The organism is Pseudomonas sp. ZS1P83, assembly GCF_054897825.1.
On the sequence record NZ_CM142706.1, the window covers coordinates 4,120,094 to 4,138,363 of the forward strand.

Below are 18,270 nucleotides of genomic sequence, written 5' to 3' on the forward strand. Positions count from 1 at the left end.
GTAGGGTGGCGAAGCCGCCCCGAAGCGGCACCTCGGTGCGTCAGGTATACCGCGTGTGTCGGGTGGGCGACTGCTTCGCAGTCGAACGGGGATAAATCCCCTCGCCACGAGATTGACTGTCGGCGGGTGTGCCCGCCACCGAGGCGCGTTATACTGCCGCGCCTTTTTAGCGTCGCGCCAGCAGCTCCGGCGTGCCTTGAAAGGTGCTTGCAACCGACCGATACACCCAAGCTGCAAGCACCTTATTGAATGTTCCCGTCTTTTAGAGGAGCGCGACTCATGACCGTGATCAAGCAAGACGATCTGATACAGAGCGTTGCCGACGCCCTGCAGTTCATTTCCTATTACCACCCCGTTGATTTCATCCAGGCGATGCACGAGGCCTACCTGCGTGAAGAATCGCCGGCAGCTCGCGATTCGATGGCGCAAATCCTGATCAACTCGCGGATGTGCGCCACCGGCCACCGCCCGATCTGCCAGGACACCGGCATCGTCACCGTCTTCGTACGCGTGGGCATGGACGTACGTTGGGATGGCGCCACCATGGGCCTGGACGACATGATCAACGAAGGCGTGCGCCGGGCTTACAACCTGCCGGAAAACGTCCTGCGTGCCTCGATCCTCGCCGACCCGGCGGGCGCTCGTAAAAACACCAAGGACAACACCCCGGCCGTGATCCACTACTCCATCGTCCCGGGTAACACCGTGGAAGTGGACGTGGCGGCCAAGGGCGGCGGTTCCGAGAACAAGTCGAAAATGGCCATGCTCAACCCGTCCGACTCGATCGTCGACTGGGTGCTCAAGACCGTTCCGACCATGGGCGCCGGCTGGTGCCCACCGGGCATGCTCGGCATCGGCATCGGCGGCACCGCCGAGAAAGCCGCGGTGATGGCCAAGGAAGTGTTGATGGAATCCATCGACATCCACGAGCTGAAAAAGCGCGGTCCGTCCAACCGTATCGAAGAGATGCGTCTGGAGCTGTTCGAGAAGGTCAACCAACTGGGCATCGGCGCCCAGGGCCTGGGTGGCCTGACCACCGTGCTCGACGTGAAGATCATGGATTACCCGACTCACGCCGCTTCGTTGCCGGTGTGCATGATCCCGAACTGCGCCGCCACCCGTCACGCGCACTTCGTGCTCGACGGTTCCGGCCCGGCATCCCTTGAAGCGCCACCGCTGGACGCCTACCCGGAAATCGTCTGGGAAGCCGGCCCATCGGCTCGTCGTGTCAACCTCGACACCCTGACGCCTGAAGACGTGCAGAGCTGGAAGCCGGGCGAAACCGTCCTGCTCAACGGCAAGATGCTCACCGGTCGCGATGCTGCGCACAAGCGCATGGTCGAGATGCTGAACAAGGGTGAAACCCTGCCGGTGGACCTGAAAGGTCGCTTCATCTACTACGTCGGCCCGGTTGATCCGGTGCGCGAAGAAGTGGTGGGCCCTGCCGGTCCGACCACGGCCACGCGGATGGACAAGTTCACTCGTCAGATCCTGGAGCAAACCGGCCTGCTGGGCATGATCGGCAAATCCGAGCGTGGCCCTACCGCGATCGAAGCGATCAAGGACCACAAAGCCGTTTACCTGATGGCGGTCGGCGGCGCGGCTTATCTGGTGGCGCAAGCCATCAAGAAATCCCGCGTGGTGGCGTTCGCCGAACTGGGCATGGAAGCGATCTACGAGTTCGACGTGAAAGACATGCCTGTAACTGTTGCGGTCGACAGCAAGGGCGAGTCGGTACACATCACCGGTCCTGCCATCTGGCAGAAAAAGATCAGTGAAAGCCTGGCGGTGGAAGTGCAGTAAGCACGCCCTGGCGCAGCGAAAAACCGGCCTGTTGGTAACAACAGGCCGGTTTTTTTATGCCTGACAAAACGTAATCAAAAGTGTTCAGGGGCGTATTAATTTGTTCTAAGAAAAGGCCATCGACCTGTCAGATCTGACAGGTCACAGCAACAACCACGCCTGATAAATTGAACGCACTGGTTGCACTCTCTGTCATGGTGGATACCCCGATGGCCACGGAACAACAAGGCACGCTCGAAATCAATGCACCGTCCCTGCCCAAAGGGGGCGGCGCGATCCAAAGCATCGGCAAAGGCTGGGGCGCGGTGGGCACCAGCGGGGCGGCGTCGCTGGAGCTGCCGCTGCCGATCAGCAACGCGCCCATCCGGGGCATGGCGCCCGCCCTGGGTCTTGGCTACAGCAGCGATGTGGGCAACAGCCCGTTCGGTATCGGCTGGCGAATGACCATCAACGCCATCACCCTGCGCACCACCAAGGGTGTGCCCAGGTATGACGGCAGCGACCTGGTGGTCGGCCCCGGCGGTGATGTGTGGATGCCCGAGAGGGGTGACAATGGCGAGATTCTCTTCAGAGAGGTGTCCGAATACAACGACGTTAAAAATCTGGGTAACCATCGTGTCGTGCGTTATTGGCCGCGGGTCGAAGGCTCCTTTGATTTGATCGAGCACTGGACCAACATCGACAATCCCGACAACCCGGCGGGGTTCTGGTTGATCCACAGTGCCGACGGCAGCCTGCACTGCTATGGCAGAACCGAAGCCTCGCGCCGGGCCGATCCGAACGACAAAACCCATGTCGGCGTCTGGATGATCGATGAAAGCCTCAACCTGCGCGGCGAGCATGTGGTGTATGAGTACCAGGCTGAAGTCGAAGAGCCGCAAGGCCCACAATTTCGCGACTACCGCGCGCAGCGTTACCTGCACCGGGTCTTGTACGGCAACGCCGTGGCATCCGCGGACCTGTATTCATGGGGTGTCGATGGCTGGAAGGAGGTGCAATGGCATTTCCACCTGCTATTCGATTACGGCGAACGCAGTGCAGACCTGACGCAAGTCCCCACCTATCTGCCGGTCAACGACTGGCAAGTACGCAGCGATCCCTTCTGGAACTACGCCTACGGTTTCGAACTGGGCACTCGTCGTCTGTGCCGGCAGGTGCTGATGTTTCATCAGTTTGTCGAAGAGTTGGGCGCCGAGCCGGTGCTGGTCCAGCGCCTGCTGCTCGAACACCGCCAGAGCCCCCTCGGTTACAACCATCTGACCGCCGCCCACATCCAGGCTTATGACAATCAGGGCCAGATGGAAAGTCGCCCGCCCATGGAGTTCGTCTACAACCCCTTCGAGCTCGATCCGGCGCGCGATTGTTATAGCGAGTTTCCAGACATGCCCGGCCTCAATGACGGGCAACATTATCAGCTGGTGGACGTGTATGGCGAAGGGATGCCCGGTGTGCTGTTTCGCAGTGACAAGACCTGGTATTACCGCGAGCCCGTGCGCGCCGAGACTGACGATGACGTTGTGCGTTACGGCAATTGGGGGCAATTGCCTCACATTCCGATGGCCGATAGCAGCAAGCCGATTAGCCAGTCCCTCAGCGACCTGAGCGGCGATGGCAAGCTCGACTGGGTGATCGCCAGTCCCGGCCTGTCCGGTTTCTTCACCCTCAATCCCGACCGCACCTGGTCGAACTTCGTGGCCTATGCGGCATTTCCCACGGAGTTTTTTCATCCCATGGCGCAATTGGCCGATCTGGTGGGCGACGGCCTGACCGACCTGGCCCTGATCGGCCCTCGTAGCGTGCGCCTGTATGCCAGCCGTCGAGAGGTCGGGTTCGCCAACGGCACCGATGTGCCCCACGATGACGATTCACTGCCGTTACTGAGCAATGCCCAGACCGAATTGGTGGCTTTCAGCGATGTGCTGGGCAGCGGTCAGCAGCACTTGATCCGTATCCGTCACAACGAGGTCAAATGCTGGCCGAACTTGGGTCATGGGCGATTTGGTAAAGGCTTCGTACTCGGCGCCCTACCCTTCGACTACGCCGAGTTCGACGCCTCACGAGTGCAATTGGCGGACCTCGATGGTTCGGGCGCCGCTGACCTCATTTACCTGGAATCCGACCATTTCCGGGTGTTCATGAACAACAGCGGCAACGGCTTCGATCTGACATCGGTCGACATACCGTGGCCCACGGGCGTGCGTTACGACCGGCTCTGTCAGGTCAGCATCGCCGACCTGCAAGGGCTCGGTTGTTCCAGCCTGATCCTGACCGTGCCACACATGGCACCCAGGCACTGGCGCTACGATTTCGTCAAGGCCAAGCCTTATTTGGTGAATGCCACCTACAACAATATGGGCACCGCCACCGGCGTGTCCTATCGCAGCTCGGCCCAGGAATGGCTAGATGAAAAGGCCGAGCTGATCGCGGCTGGCAAAGCCCCGGTATCACACCTTCCGTTCGCCATGCACTTGGTCAGCCAGCAGACCCAGCTCGACGAAATCACCGGCAATCTACTGACCCAGTGCTTCACCTATCGCAAAGGCTTTTACGACGGTTTCGAGCGTGAGTTCCGCGGCTTCGGCCTGCTGCTGCAAACCGACACCGAAGCCTCGGACGTCGAACGGGCAAGCGTTGGCTTCACCGCACCGATCCTCAGCAAAACCTGGTTCCACACCGGCAAAGCCGTGGACATGCGGGAGGACGATTACTACGCAGGCGACCCCGAAGCCGTGGATCTGCGCGAAACCCTGCTGCACGAATACCACCTCAATGACGCGGCCGGTCGGTCTATCGTCCCCGACGAATCACTTGCCCGTGAAATGGCCCGTGCCCTGAGTGGTTCAGTGTTGCGAACCGAGGTCTTTGCCGCCGACGATGATCCAGAAATCGCCGTGCCCTACACGGTGGCAGAGAACCGTTTTCTGATCCGTGAATTGAGGCCCAAAGGTGACCACCAGCCGTATGCCGTGCTGCATCCTCTGGCATTGGAAAGCATCGCCTACCAGTACGAACCTGAACTCGCCGACGACCCGATGTGTCAGCACACGATCAATCTTGCGTGGGACAAATTTGGCGCGCTGACCCATGGGTTTACGGTGCATTACGCCAGGCGAAAAACCGTCGATGACACGCCACCCTTTATCGTCTGCGAACCCGGTGATGAGCGTGATGAGCGTGATGAGTGTTACGAAAACACGTGGTGGGTGGATGCCCATGACGACGCCCAACAATGTTGGTACCTGACCCAGGTCAAGGCCGAATACTACAATCTCGAAGCATTTCAAGGCTGGCGTCTGGGTCTACCTTACCGCCAGCGCAGCAATGCGCTGGTCCTGAAAAAGGATGAACTCAAACCTGAGGACATCCACTATCAGTACTTTCTTGAACAGAGTGAAGACGAGGGGCAATGGGCAGCTCAAGCAGTGATGACCGGCCTGTCCTTGCAACGCTACCAGAACCCCGCCACCGGTGACCTGCTGGACCCGGATCCGGTAAATATCATCTTCCAGGCTTGCCCCGACTATCAGGAAACCGCCGAACTGGATGTCACCGCCCTGAATGCCTACGACAAGCTCAAGGACGAAGACGGCCACATGCCGTTCAACCTCAAGGAAAAGCTCCTGTCGCCCGAGGTGGGTTACCACATCATGGAGTGGTTCTTGCCTGATTCCGAAGCGGGCGAACCGGACGATCCGACCGACGCCAAGAACTACTTATGGTCGGTACGCAAAGGATTCCCCACTTACCACAAGCTGGCGGGGTTTTATAACGTTGAAAAATTCCAGCAAACCAAGAGCCACGGCATCACCACCGTCAATTACGACAAGCACTGGTGCCTGAGCACCGCCGTTACATTGCCGGACGGTTGCACCACGAAAATCCTCGACACCGACTACCGCACGTTCCTGCCTGCGGCCATTGAAGATCCCAACCGCAATATCCAGGAAGCCCGTTACAACGCGTTTGGTGAAGTGTTGGTGACCAGTTTTCATGGCACCGAATTGGGCGTCGAGGTGGGTTTCGAACCGCTTGCCGAGTACCAGCCACCGGCTGACCGGAGCCCAGACACTGCCATCGCCGCGCCCTAGGACGCTATCGGCGACTACGCGACGGCGACTTTCTCCGCCCCTTTCAGCTGGATGGGCCAAGTTCCAAAAACTGCTTTGGAACCCTGGCTGGCCTGGGCTCGCACTGAAGGCTTTGTGCTGCCCAGCGGCCACATTTGCACCCGCGCCCGTTTGCACCTCGAAACCCTGGAAGCGCCTTCGCCCTACGAGCAACTGCTTCAGAATTACATTGACGAGGCCCATCGAGAACCGATGCATGTCGCGACCTTGCAGGCCGATCGTTACCCCGGCGACCCCGAACTGCAAATCCGTGTGGCCATCGCCTGTTGGGATGGCTTCGGCCGATCCCTGCAAGCCAAACAGGAGGTCGAACCAGGCATGGCCTGGGTGGCGAGCGACAAGGGCGAGCTGGAACTCGACGAAGCAGGACGCCCCAAGGAAGCACATGCGACGCGGCGCTGGCGGGTCAGCGAACGGGTCGAGTACAACAACAAGGGAGAAACGGTGCGGATTTATCGACCGTATTTCGCGAACGCGTACCGCTACATTAACGACGAGGCGATCCGCGAATCCGGTTACCACGATCAACAGTTCTACGACGCCGCCGGCCGGCCGACACACACCGTACTGGCGAAAAAAATGCCGCAAGGAGAACACTCCGAACTAAAACCATTGCGCCGGGAACAGCGGTATCGCTGCTGGTACACCATCGCCTTCGATGAAAACGACTTGTTTGACCCGCCACCCACGCAGCGGAAAAAACGGACCGTGAGATGAACAGTGTCCATCGCCATACCCCAACCCTGAGCGTCACCGACAGCCGTGGCCTGCCCGTGCGCCAAGTGAGTTATCTGCGTCGAGTGGTCATCGATGCCCCCGTCGCGCACATCACCCGCCAGCAATACGACACAGCAGGAAGGCAGGTGGCGCAACACGACCCACGCTTGAAGGTGCCCAACCTTGTGAGCATTTACTGCCTGTCCGGGGCGGCGTTGTGCACCGACAGCGTGGACGCCGGATGGCGCCTGGGTTTGCCGGGCGAGGCACAGCAAGCCGTGGAAAGTTGGGATGGCCGAGGCAGTCATTGGCGCATTGAGTACGACGAGCAACGGCGACCTGTGGCCGTTCATGAAGAGACCAACGGGCAACCTTCGCAGACCCTGGAACGCCTGAGCTACGCCAACGATGCCGCCGAGTTCGCCGCCCGCAACCAGTGTGGCCAACTGCTACGCCATGACGATGCGGCCGGGGTGTTGCTGCTCGATCAACACGCCCTGACCGGTGAGGTGATCAGCCAGACCCGGCGTTTTCTGCCCGATGTGCAAATGGCCGACTGGCCCCTGGATGAGGCTGCACGAGACACCTTGCTGGAGCCCGACAAACGTTACATCACCCGCCAGCGTTACAGCCCGCTGGGCGAGTTGATTCGCCAGACCGACGCCGGTGACCATCAGCAACGCTGGAGCTTCAGCCGCGCCGGCCAACTCCACGCTATTGAGTTGACCGTGAAAGACAAGGACGCCCAGCAATTGCTCACGGCCACGGACTACAACGCGGCAGGCCAGCTACTCAGCCAGACTGCCGGCAACCGTGTCACCACCCTCGCCACCTTCGAACCCGACAGCGGCCGACTGTCACACCTGAGCGCGGCAGCCCCGGGCAAAGACCCGTTGCAGAACCTGAGCTACAGCTACGACCCCGTGGGCAACATCTCCCTGCTGATGGACCACCTTCAGACCGTGGGGTATTTCGACAATCAGCGGGTAGCGCCCGAAACCACCTACACCTACGACAGCCTTTACCAACTCACCCGTGCCAGTGGCCGTGAAGCCGTTGGCGCGAGCGTTCGCCCGGGCCTGCCCGACCTGATCAGCCCTATCGATCCGAGCCTGCTGCTCAACTACGCCCAGGAATACGAATACGACGAGGGTGGCAATCTCACCGTGCTGCGCCACCAGCGCTCAGGCAACCACTACACCCGGACGATGCGCGTCGCCGACGACAGCAACCGCGCCGTGCCCTGGCAGGAAGGTGACCCGGATCCGGACTTCGAGACCCGCTTCGACCGTAACGGCAACCTGCAAACCCTGATGCCCGGCACGCAGCTCATAACCTGGGACGGGCGCAATCAGTTACAGGAACTGATCAACGTCTACCGCGACAATGCCGCTAACGATGGTGAGTACTACCGCTACGACAGCCAGGGCGCGCGAGTGCGCAAAGTCCACCTCGCGCAGGCCAAAACCGTGGCCCATCGCCGGGAAGCGCGTTACTTGCCCAACGTGGAAATCCGCACCCTGGACGACAGCGAAGAACTCCACGTCATCAGCGTGCCCCTCGGCTACGGTAATGTACGTTGCCTGCATTGGGTCAAGGGCAAACCCGACCTTATCGAGGCCGATCAACTGCGCTACAGCCTCAACGATCATTTGGGTTCCAGTACCCTGGAGCTGGACAAAAACGCCGCCATCATCAGCCACGAAGGTTACTACCCTTATGGCGGGACGGCCTGGTGGGCGGCTCGTTCAACAGTGGAGGCCGACTATAAAACCATTCGTTATTCGGCCAAGGAGCAGGACGCCAGTGGTCTGGTGTATTACGGACTGAGGTATTTGGCGCCGTGGTTGGAGCGGTGGATCAACCCGGATCCGCTGGGGGTTGTGGACGGGTTGAATGTGTACCGGATGGTGGGGAACAACCCGATCAATTTTGTTGATGACACGGGGGGAACCAAAACCCAAGCCCCTCAACCCCCTCAACAAACCACCATTTCGATAAGCTCTGCATCGTCGTCCCGTACCAGCTCGATTGCAGGCAGTACGATGAGTCTCTCTGGCCCTGTGCTTGTAGACAATCCCGGAGAGAATCCCCCCGGCACGCTGCCGCCTGAACCTGAGCCTGTGGGCTCACGGTTGAAGCGAGCTGCTTTGTGGGCCGCTAACTCGAAAGTCGGGTTAGCCTTACTTCCGGTTGCGACCTCGGGGCCTGCTAACGCGGCGGTCGTTGCGACAATTCTCACCGCCGCCACACAGGCCCTGGTAAACGCAACTGTGTTTAACCCGGGTTGGTCACCTCCTGGCACTTGGGATCCACAGGGGGATGGCTCCCTCCCCCCCGCCGACGTGACCCAAGCGGCTAACCGCACCTTTGGCATGATTAACGCCAGCGTAACCCTTGCCGGGGCATTGGCCGGAGCTGTGTTAGGCCCGATAGTCGGCGGCTATGTCGAGGAGCTCAGAGGAACAAAGGAAAAAGGTGAAAAAAAAGCCAAGGCCGCTGAAATGACAACCACAATCAACAGACTGACTGCCGAGCAACGTTTGTTAGAGAACGTGACAAAGAAGGCGCAGGACTCGCTCCATGAGCAGGTACTGGAAGTCGAAAGCCTGATAGGCATTACGTGGAACACCATGGAGATGCTCGAGAAAATTCAAAATCTGAGGCCTGCAATCGACAGTGCGAGCGGCGCGTCCTCGCGTCGAAGCTCGGTTTTCTCTCAAAGTTCCACTAACAACACCTTGCGCAGAGGACAACCAAGCCGCATTCCGCGCCTGAACTCGCAGCGCTCCAGTACTGCTTCCGTGCAGAGCACCCGTCTTTAACAAGTAGGCATTAGGGGCGACATATCTTCTGGCGCCCCTTGTCTCTTCCAGCGGGCACACCATGCTATGGTGCCCGCCCGACTTTCTACCTGTTTACGCCAGCATGCTGCCGACTTCCCGTACCGTGCGTTTGTCGTTGTATACCCTGTTGATCCTCGCCGGCGCGGCCCTTGCGGCCAGTTTGGCAATCCGTCACGCCGAGCGTCAGGCTTTGGTGGAAGACGCTGCCCGTGCCAATCAACAATTGGCGCTATACGCGACGTCCCTGCACACCCTGATCGACCGCTACCGCGCCCTGCCCGCCGTACTGGCGCTCGATCCGCAGTTGCGTTCGGCGCTGGCCGGCCCTGTCGACGCCGAACAGCAAGCGGCGCTCAATCTGAAACTGGAAAAGATCAACGGCGCGGCGCAGTCCTCGACCCTGGAATTGCTCGACAGCACCGGCCTGGCCGTGGCCGCCAGCAACTGGCGTTTGCCCAGCAGTTATGTCGGCCACAATTACGGCTTCCGCCCCTACTTCAGCCAGACCCGCACCCAGGGCACCGGGCGCTTTTACGCGGTGGGCGTGACGAGCGGGATTCCCGGTTACTTCCTGTCCAGCGCGGTCACCGATGACAACGGCCAGTTCCTCGGCGCGATGGTGGTGAAACTCGAGTTTCCGGAACTGGAGCGCGAGTGGCGTCAGGGCAGCGACACATTGCTGGTCAGTGATGCGCGCGGCATTATCTTCATCGCCAACCAGCCGGGCTGGCGCTATCGCTTGTTGAAACCGCTGAGTGACAGCGATCACGCCGAACTCAAGGCTACCCGCCAATACGACAAACAACCGCTGACACCGCTTGAGTATCGTTCGGTTCGGCGCTTCGACGACAACAGTGATCTGACGCGGGTCGTGGGGCCTGACGGGACGGCTAATTACCTGTGGGAATCGCTGCCGCTGAGCACTGAGGGCTGGACGTTGCATCTGCTGCGTCGCCCGCAAGTCGCGTTCGAAGACAGTCGCAACGCCGGGCTCGCCGCTGCCGGGCTGTGGCTGGCGGTGGTGTTTTTGTTGCTGTTTCTCAATCAGCGCTGGCGTTTGGCCAAGCTGCGCCAGCGCAGTCGCGAAGAGCTCGAACAACTGGTGGAAGAACGCACTCGCGACCTGCGCACCGCTCAAGACGGCCTGGTGCAATCGGCCAAACTCGCCGCACTCGGCCAGATGTCTGCCGCGCTGGCCCATGAAATCAACCAGCCGTTGACCGCCCAGCGTATGCAGCTTGCTACTCTGAGGCTGTTGCTCGATCACGGCCGGGTCGACGACGCCTACAAGGCGCTCAGGCCGGTGGATGAGATGCTGACGCGCATGGCCGCCCTCACCGGTCACCTGAAAACCTTCGCCCGCAAAAGCCCCAGCGGTTTACGCGAACGCCTGGACCTGGCGGCGGTGGTGGACCAATCGTTGCAGCTGCTCGACACACGGTTGCGCGATGAACAGGTCAGCACGGTGCTGCACCTGACGCGCCCGGCGTGGGTGCGTGGCGACGCGATTCGTCTGGAACAGGTGCTGATCAATTTGCTGCGCAATGCCCTGGACGCCCTGCAGGACAAACCCTGCAAGCGCCTGGAAATCCGTCTCGAAGCCGACGAACAACTCTGGCGCCTGACGGTCACCGACAACGGTGGCGGCATTGCCGAGGAGCACTTGGCGAACGTGTTTGATCCGTTCTTCACCACCAAACCGGTGGGTGATGGCTTGGGCCTCGGGCTGGCCGTATCCTTTGCCATCGTTCATGAATCGGGCGGACGCCTGAGCGCCGACAATCATGCAAACGGCGCGGTGTTCACCGTGACTTTACCCATCGACCTGGAGGCGCCTGGTTCATGCTGAATGCAGTGATGGTGGTCGACGACGAAAGCAGTATTCGTAGCGCCGTCGAACAATGGCTGAGCCTGTCGGGTTTCGAGGTGCAGTTGTTCAGCCGCGCCGATGAATGCCTGGCGCAGCTGCCCAAGCATTTCCCCGGCGTGATCCTCAGCGACGTGCGCATGCCTGGCATGACCGGTCTGGAACTGCTGGCCGAGGTTCAGCGCCGCGATGCCGACTTGCCGGTGATTCTGTTGACCGGCCACGGCGATGTGCCGATGGCGGTCGAGGCCATGCGCGATGGCGCCTACGACTTCCTCGAAAAACCCTTCAGCCCCGAAACCCTGCTCGGCAGTCTGCGCCGGGCGCTGGACAAGCGGCGACTGGTGCTGGAAAACCGCGCCTTGCACGAGCAGGCAGATAACCGCGCCAAACTCGATGCGACGCTGCTCGGCGTATCCCGTGGTTTGCAGACGCTGCGCCGGCAAGTGCTGGACTTGGCGACGCTGCCGGTCAACGTGTTGATTCGCGGTGAAACCGGCAGCGGCAAGGAGCTGGTTGCGCGTTGCCTGCATGATTTCGGGCCACGCGCCGACAAACCGTTTGTGGCGCTGAACTGCGCGGCGATTCCCGAGCAGTTGTTCGAGGCCGAGTTGTTTGGCCATGAGAGCGGCGCGTTCACCGGCGCGTCGGGCAAACGCATCGGCAAGCTCGAATACGCCGATGGCGGCACGCTGTTTCTCGATGAGATCGAAAGCATGCCGCTGGCCCAGCAGGTGAAATTGCTGCGGGTGTTGCAGGAGCAGAAGCTGGAGCGGTTGGGCTCGAATCAAAGCATCCGCGTGGATTTGCGAATCATCGCCGCGACCAAACCCGATTTGCTGGACGAAGCCCGGGCCGGACGCTTTCGCGAAGATCTGGCCTATCGGTTGAACGTGGCCGAGTTGCGGCTGCCGCCGCTGCGCGAACGGCGTGAAGACATTCCGTTGTTGTTCGAGTCGTTTGCCCAGAACGCAGCCGAGCGTTTGGGGCGCAGCTTTCCACCGCTGAGTGGTCCGCAGTTGAGCCATCTGCTGAGCCACGACTGGCCAGGCAATGTGCGCGAATTGGCGAATGTTGCCGAACGTCAGGTGTTGGGGCTGGGCGAGCCGGAACCGGTGGGAATTGATCCGGGGCAGTCGCTGGCGGCGCAGCAGGAAGCGTTTGAAGCACATTGTTTGCGCGCGGCGTTGACCCGGCATAAGGGCGATGTGAAAGCGGTGTTGGAAGAGCTGCAACTGCCGCGCCGGACCTTTAATGAAAAGATGCAGCGGCATGGACTGACCCGCGAGATGTTCGTGCAAGACAGTTGAACTTGCAGTGCCTGGACTGGCCTCTTCGCGAGCAGGCTCGCTCCCACAAGGGATCGGTGTACACAGTTCAAATGTGGGAGCGAGCCTGCTCGCGAATGGGCCGGTACTGACAAAGCAAATCCACGAGTCGAATAAGCGGTTTTCCGCTCACGCACGAACGTTAATAAGCGGGTTTCCGCTCAACAACACGCCCTACCCCCCTCTAAACCGGCCCTCCTCCCCTTGGCACACCTCCTGCTATAGCCCAAGCAGGCTGCGTTTCAACGCGCTCCACAAAAACAATTAAATGAAGGATCCGTCATGGATAACTCACAAACCCTGCCTCTTGGGTCGGCAGCTTCGCCTGCCAAAGAAAGAACCACTGCCAGTCGCATCAAATCGATCTTCAGCGGCTCTGTCGGCAACATGGTCGAGTGGTACGACTGGTACGTCTACGCCGCGTTCTCCTTGTACTTCGCCAAATCCTTTTTCCCCGCCGGGTCCTCCACCGCGCAGCTGATGAACACCGCTGCGATCTTCGCCGTGGGCTTCCTGATGCGCCCGATCGGTGGCTGGCTGATGGGCCTCTACGCGGACCGCGCCGGTCGTAAACGTGCGTTGATGGCCTCGGTGTATCTGATGTGCTTCGGCTCGCTGCTGATCGCCCTGAGCCCCAATTATGAAACCATCGGTATCGGTGCACCGATCCTGCTGATTTTCGCCCGTTTGCTGCAAGGCCTGTCGGTCGGTGGCGAGTACGGCACCTCGGCGACGTACCTCAGCGAGATGGCGACCAAGGAACGTCGCGGTTTCTACTCCAGCTTCCAGTACGTGACGCTGATCTCCGGTCAGCTCATCGCCCTGGCAGTGCTGATCGTGCTGCAACAGACCCTGACCACCGAGCAGCTGTATGCCTGGGGCTGGCGCATCCCGTTCGCCATCGGCGCGCTGTGTGCAGTCGTGGCGTTGTATCTGCGTCGTGGCATGGAAGAGACCGAGTCGTTCAACAAGGTCAAGAAAGAGAAGAAAGAAAGCGCGATGCGCACCTTGATGCGCCATCCGAAGGAACTGATGACCGTGGTCGGCCTGACCATGGGCGGCACCCTGGCGTTCTACACCTACACCACCTACATGCAGAAATACCTGGTGAACACCGTTGGCATGAGCATCACCGATTCCACCAGCATCTCGGCGGCTACGCTGTTTCTGTTCATGTGCCTGCAACCGCTGATTGGCGGGTTGTCGGATAAAGTCGGTCGGCGGCCGATCCTGATTGCCTTCGGCGTGCTCGGCACCCTTTTCACCGTGCCGATCCTGACCACCCTGCACACGGTCCAGACCTGGTGGGGCGCGTTCTTCCTGATCATGGCGGCGCTGATCATCGTCAGCGGCTACACCTCGATCAACGCGGTGGTCAAAGCCGAACTGTTCCCGACAGAGATTCGTGCATTGGGCGTCGGCCTGCCGTATGCGCTGACCGTGTCGATCTTCGGCGGCACCGCTGAATACATCGCGCTGTGGTTCAAAAGCATCGGCATGGAAACCGGTTACTACTGGTACGTCACTGCGTGTATCGCCGTGTCGTTGCTGGTCTACGTGACCATGAAAGACACCCGCAAGCATTCGCGGATCGAGACGGACTAAGTCCGCAAGCGGCACAAAAAAAGGGGCAGACCTTAGCCGGGTCTGCCCCTTTTCTTTGTACCGTGTCCCGTCCTCGTAGGAGCGAGGCTTGCCCGCGAAGGCGTCGTGTCAGCCAACATCAATGCTGAACTTAAAATCGCCTTCGCGGGCAAGTCGGATCGCCGCACCGCTCGCTCCTACAAGGGATAGCGGCGACTGGATATTAGGTGTTCGTCCTTGCACTATTGGCGCATCCAGAATGCAGCCCAGGAATTCACTTCATGCCCGACGATATCCATTTCTACGAACCCGCCAACGGCCACGGTCTGCCGCATGACCCGTTCAACGCCATCGTTGGCCCGCGTCCCATTGGCTGGATTTCCTCTCAGGATGCCAATGGCCGCCTGAACCTGGCGCCTTACAGCTTCTTCAACGCCTTCAACTACATTCCGCCGATCATTGGTTTTTCCAGTGTCGGGCGCAAAGACAGCCTGAACAACATCGAACAGACCGGCGAATTCGCCTGGAACCTGGCGACCCGGCCACTGGCCGAGCGGATGAACCAAAGCAGCGCCATGGTCCCGCCCGACACCAACGAATTCGAATTGGCCGGGCTGACGCCGGTAGCGTCGAAAATCATTCAGGTGCCACGGGTTGCTGAAAGCCCCGTGTCCTTCGAGTGCAAGGTCACGCAGATCATTCAGTTGCAGCGGGCGGACGGTGAAGTGGTGCCGAGCTGGCTGATTCTCGGCGAAGTGGTCGCCGTGCATATCGCCAAGTGGCTATTGAAGGATGGCGTGTACGACACCGCCGCGGCAGAACCGATTCTGCGCGGCGGTGGGCCAGCGGATTATTTCCAGCTGGGGCCAGAGGCGTTGTTCAAGATGTATCGCCCTGAGGCAAAAAGGTAATTACCAGATCAGGTCGCCGTCTTCGCTGACGCCTTTGAGGCGAGTCAGCTCCAGTGCGGCGGCTTCATCGGCATCTCGGGCAGTTTTGAAGGTTTGCTCTTCGAGCAGCTTATGAAAGCGCGGCGCACCCGACCCACCGATGGCTTTGGTGGCGATTGCGGCGTAATAACCGCCTTCACGAGGTACTACGGCAGATACGGCTTCGAAGATGTCAAAGGCTTTGCGTGCCATGTCGCGCATCCTGGCTAATTGAGAGTGGAGCCATTAAACCCTCAACCGGCCAGTTTGTGTACCGGTGCCTGCGGGTGATCGAGCACCTGCCCCACCGAGACATCCTTGAAAGTATGGAAATCCAGGCTGTTGACCACCCGTTCCTGGACCAGCTCGGCAAAGATATCCATGGCCGGGGTGCTGAAGTAAGCGGTCATGGCCTGTTGATTGACCCAGAAACCGGACACCAGCCACAACTCGGCATCGCATTGCGAATGCTGCAGGGCAAAGCTCAAGCAGCCCGGTGCGCTGCGAGACGGCTCGATCAAAGCGCTGAGGCGCGCACCGAGCTCCGCTGAACGCCCGACGCGGGCACGGACAAAGGCCATATGACTGACGGGGATCTGCGTAGACATGTTTAACCCTCCCAGGTACTCGAGTGGCAGCCGTGGGACGGGCTGCGACAGGATCCAAGGTTAAGCGCCCGGACGCCGCGCCGTTAGTCGATTCCTGCCGGCTTGTTGCACAATCCTGCGAGGCTGCATCCCGCACCTTTAACAACGAGTAAATGCTGTTACAGGGCTGAAACACGACTTTCAAGCAAGTTTTCCTGACCATGCGCTGCCATGGCAGCGCAACGCTTCAACCCCGTGCAGAATCAGGCAAGCTTTGGGCAGGATGTGTCTACCGCTGTGCCTTGCACAAACTTAAGCTCAGCTCATTACCAACGCCTCACCGAGGATGCCCAGCATGTCGTCGCTCGATCATTTTCAAGCCCCGCTGGACGCCGACATGGAGAAACAGCGCACGGAGCTGGCCGCCATCATCCGCCGCAACACCCAGGAGGATGGCTGTTATGCGACTGCCGTCGGCTCGCTGTTCATGTCGCGACATAGCCAATCCCATAACTTCGCCCCAGTACTTGCCCAACCGGCCTTGTGCATCATGGCCCAGGGGCGCAAAGAGGTCAGGCTGGCGGACGAATACTTCAATTACGACCCGCTGAATTACCTGGTGGTGTCGGTCTCGATGCCGCTGAGTGGGCGAGTGGTGAACGTCTCGCCCGAGGAACCGATCCTCGCCGTGCGGCTGGACATCGACCCGGCGGAAATCACCGCGCTGATTGCCGACGCCGGTCCCTTGGGGGTACCGACCCGCCCCACCGGTCGCGGCCTGTATGTCGAACAAATCGACACCGCCATGCTCGACGCCGTGCTGCGACTGGCCCGGTTGCTGGAGACCCCGAAAGACATTGCCATGCTCGCGCCGCTGATTCGTCGGGAGATCCTCTATCGGTTGTTGCGCAGCAAACAGGGGCATCGGCTGTATGAAATCGCCATCGCCAACAGCCAAAGCCACCGCATCAGCCAGGCGATCAAATGGCTCAACGGCAACTATGAACAGCCGCTGCGCATCGATGATCTGGCGAAGGAAGTGAACCTGAGCGTGTCGACGTTGCATCACCGGTTCAAGGCGATGACGGCGATGAGTCCGTTGCAGTATCAGAAGCAGCTGCGACTGCAAGAAGCGCGGCGGTTGATGCTGGCGGAAGGGTTGGAGGCTTCGGCGGCGGGGTATCGGGTGGGGTATGAAAGTCCGTCGCAATTTAGCCGGGAGTACAGTCGGTTGTTTGGGGCGCCGCCGCTCCGGGATTTGGCGCGGTTGCGGTTGACCGTGTAGCTGAATTGAAACGCCCCCTGTAGGAGCGAGGCTTGCCCGCGAAGGCGTCGTGTCAGTCAACATCTATCTGAATATGAAATCGCCTTCGCGGGCAAGTCGGATCGCCGCACCGCTCGCTCCTACAGGGTTGGTGGTGTTTTTAGGCGCTGAGTACGCGGCACGCCTCAGCCGGCAATGTCACTGACACCGGATTGCCAATGCTCAACCCAAAACCCTGACACGGCGTACTCAACGCTGTAAACGAAACCCCGGAGCACTCAACGGTGGTTTCAATCGTCGCGCCGATATCGCGCACGAACGTCACCTTACCGAGCAACCGATTCCCCACCGTCGCCTGTGGATGCGACAGTTGCAGGTCTTCAGGGCGAATCAGCATTTTGACTTTCTTCCCCACCACAATGCTGCTGCAGATCGGCACTTCCAGCGCATCGCCACCCGGCAACCCAATCTTCCCGTTACCCAGCGCCGTGGCCGGAAAGATATTCCCCGAGCCAATGAAGTCCGCGACGAATTCATTGGCCGGGTGCCGATAAATCTCAATCGGCGTGCCCACTTGCTGCACCCGATGCTCACCCAGCACCACCACGATATCGGCCATGGTCATGGCTTCACGCTGGTCGTGGGTCACCATGATGGTGGTGATGTTCAAGCGTTGTTGCAGCTGACGGATTTCCACCTGCATCGACTCGCGCAACTTGGCGTCTAGCGCCGACAGCGGTTCGTCCAGCAACAGGATCTTGGGCCGCGAGGCAATCGCACGGGCAATCGCAACGCGCTGGCGTTGACCGCCGGAGAGTTTTGCCACCGGGCGATCAATCATTTCCTGCAGTTGAATCAGCTCAAGCAACTCCACCACCCGCGCCTGCTGATCAGCCTTGCTGACACCCCGCAGTTTCAGCGGATAGGCGATGTTCTCCCCCACCGTCATGTGCGGAAACAGCGCCAGCGATTGAAACACCATGCCGAAATTGCGCTGATGCGCCGGCGTGTGGCCGATGTCTTCACCGTCCAGGCGAATCTCGCCGCCGCTCAGGGTTTCGAGCCCTGCGATCATTCGCAGCAAAGTGGTTTTGCCGCAGCCCGAAGGGCCGAGAAAACACACCAGTTTGCCCTCGGGCAAATGCAGGTTTACATCTTTTACCGCGCAGGCCGAGCCGTAGTATTTCTCGACGTTTTCCAGAATCAGACCAGTCATGC

The 18,270-nt window shown here is 60.1% G+C and carries 10 protein-coding genes and 1 pseudogene; 8 read left to right on the plus strand and 3 right to left on the minus strand.

Annotation, left to right across the window (positions count from 1 at the left end; all coding sequences use genetic code 11):
- Nucleotides 1-279 precede the first annotated feature (279 nt).
- From ACYZT0_RS19650 to ACYZT0_RS19680, 7 genes and pseudogenes are all read left to right on the plus strand, one after another.
- Nucleotides 280-1,803, plus strand: coding sequence for a fumarate hydratase (locus ACYZT0_RS19650; protein ID WP_057960547.1), 1,524 nt, complete (start codon nucleotides 280-282; stop codon nucleotides 1,801-1,803).
- A 209-nt stretch (nucleotides 1,804-2,012) separates the two neighbouring features.
- Nucleotides 2,013-6,647, plus strand: a pseudogene (locus ACYZT0_RS19655) (SpvB/TcaC N-terminal domain-containing protein).
- Complete coding sequence (locus ACYZT0_RS19660; RefSeq protein ID WP_462042611.1) at nucleotides 6,644-9,472, plus strand: RHS repeat-associated core domain-containing protein; 2,829 nt, start codon at nucleotides 6,644-6,646, stop codon at nucleotides 9,470-9,472. The pseudogene ACYZT0_RS19655 and the gene ACYZT0_RS19660 overlap by 4 nt, the downstream one beginning before the upstream one ends.
- 61 nt (nucleotides 9,473-9,533) lie before the next feature.
- Complete coding sequence (locus ACYZT0_RS19665; protein ID WP_462042612.1) at nucleotides 9,534-11,342, plus strand: sensor histidine kinase; 1,809 nt, start codon at nucleotides 9,534-9,536, stop codon at nucleotides 11,340-11,342.
- Nucleotides 11,336-12,670: a sigma-54-dependent transcriptional regulator gene (locus tag ACYZT0_RS19670; protein WP_462042613.1), complete on the plus strand. Its 1,335-nt coding sequence runs from the start codon at nucleotides 11,336-11,338 to the stop codon at nucleotides 12,668-12,670. The genes ACYZT0_RS19665 and ACYZT0_RS19670 overlap by 7 nt, the downstream gene beginning before the upstream one ends.
- 300 nt (nucleotides 12,671-12,970) lie before the next feature.
- Nucleotides 12,971-14,293 carry an MFS transporter gene (locus ACYZT0_RS19675; protein WP_462042614.1) on the plus strand — a complete coding sequence of 441 codons (1,323 nt, stop codon included), beginning with the start codon at nucleotides 12,971-12,973 and terminating at the stop codon, nucleotides 14,291-14,293.
- A gap of 260 nt (nucleotides 14,294-14,553) precedes the next feature.
- Complete coding sequence (locus ACYZT0_RS19680; RefSeq protein WP_462042615.1) at nucleotides 14,554-15,183, plus strand: flavin reductase family protein; 630 nt, start codon at nucleotides 14,554-14,556, stop codon at nucleotides 15,181-15,183.
- On the opposite strand, the gene ACYZT0_RS19685 is transcribed toward ACYZT0_RS19680, so the two are convergent.
- Nucleotides 15,184-15,414 (minus strand): hypothetical protein, encoded by a 231-nt coding sequence (locus ACYZT0_RS19685; RefSeq protein ID WP_462042616.1) that lies wholly within the window; start codon nucleotides 15,412-15,414, stop codon nucleotides 15,184-15,186. It lies immediately after the preceding gene.
- Nucleotides 15,415-15,455: 41 nt separating this feature from the next.
- Nucleotides 15,456-15,809, minus strand: a complete 354-nt coding sequence (locus ACYZT0_RS19690; RefSeq protein WP_462042617.1) for an antibiotic biosynthesis monooxygenase family protein — start codon at nucleotides 15,807-15,809, stop codon at nucleotides 15,456-15,458.
- Between the two features lie 334 nt (nucleotides 15,810-16,143).
- Here ACYZT0_RS19690 and ACYZT0_RS19695 point away from each other — a divergent pair, with 334 nt between their 5' ends.
- Nucleotides 16,144-17,073 (plus strand): AraC family transcriptional regulator, encoded by a 930-nt coding sequence (locus tag ACYZT0_RS19695; protein ID WP_462042618.1) that lies wholly within the window; start codon nucleotides 16,144-16,146, stop codon nucleotides 17,071-17,073.
- Nucleotides 17,074-17,212: 139 nt separating this feature from the next.
- On the opposite strand, the gene ACYZT0_RS19700 is transcribed toward ACYZT0_RS19695, so the two are convergent.
- The gene (locus ACYZT0_RS19700; RefSeq protein ID WP_462042619.1) at nucleotides 17,213-18,268 is read right to left on the minus strand and encodes an ABC transporter ATP-binding protein; all 1,056 of its coding nucleotides are present in this window, start codon (nucleotides 18,266-18,268) and stop codon (nucleotides 17,213-17,215) included.
- Nucleotides 18,269-18,270 lie beyond the last annotated feature (2 nt).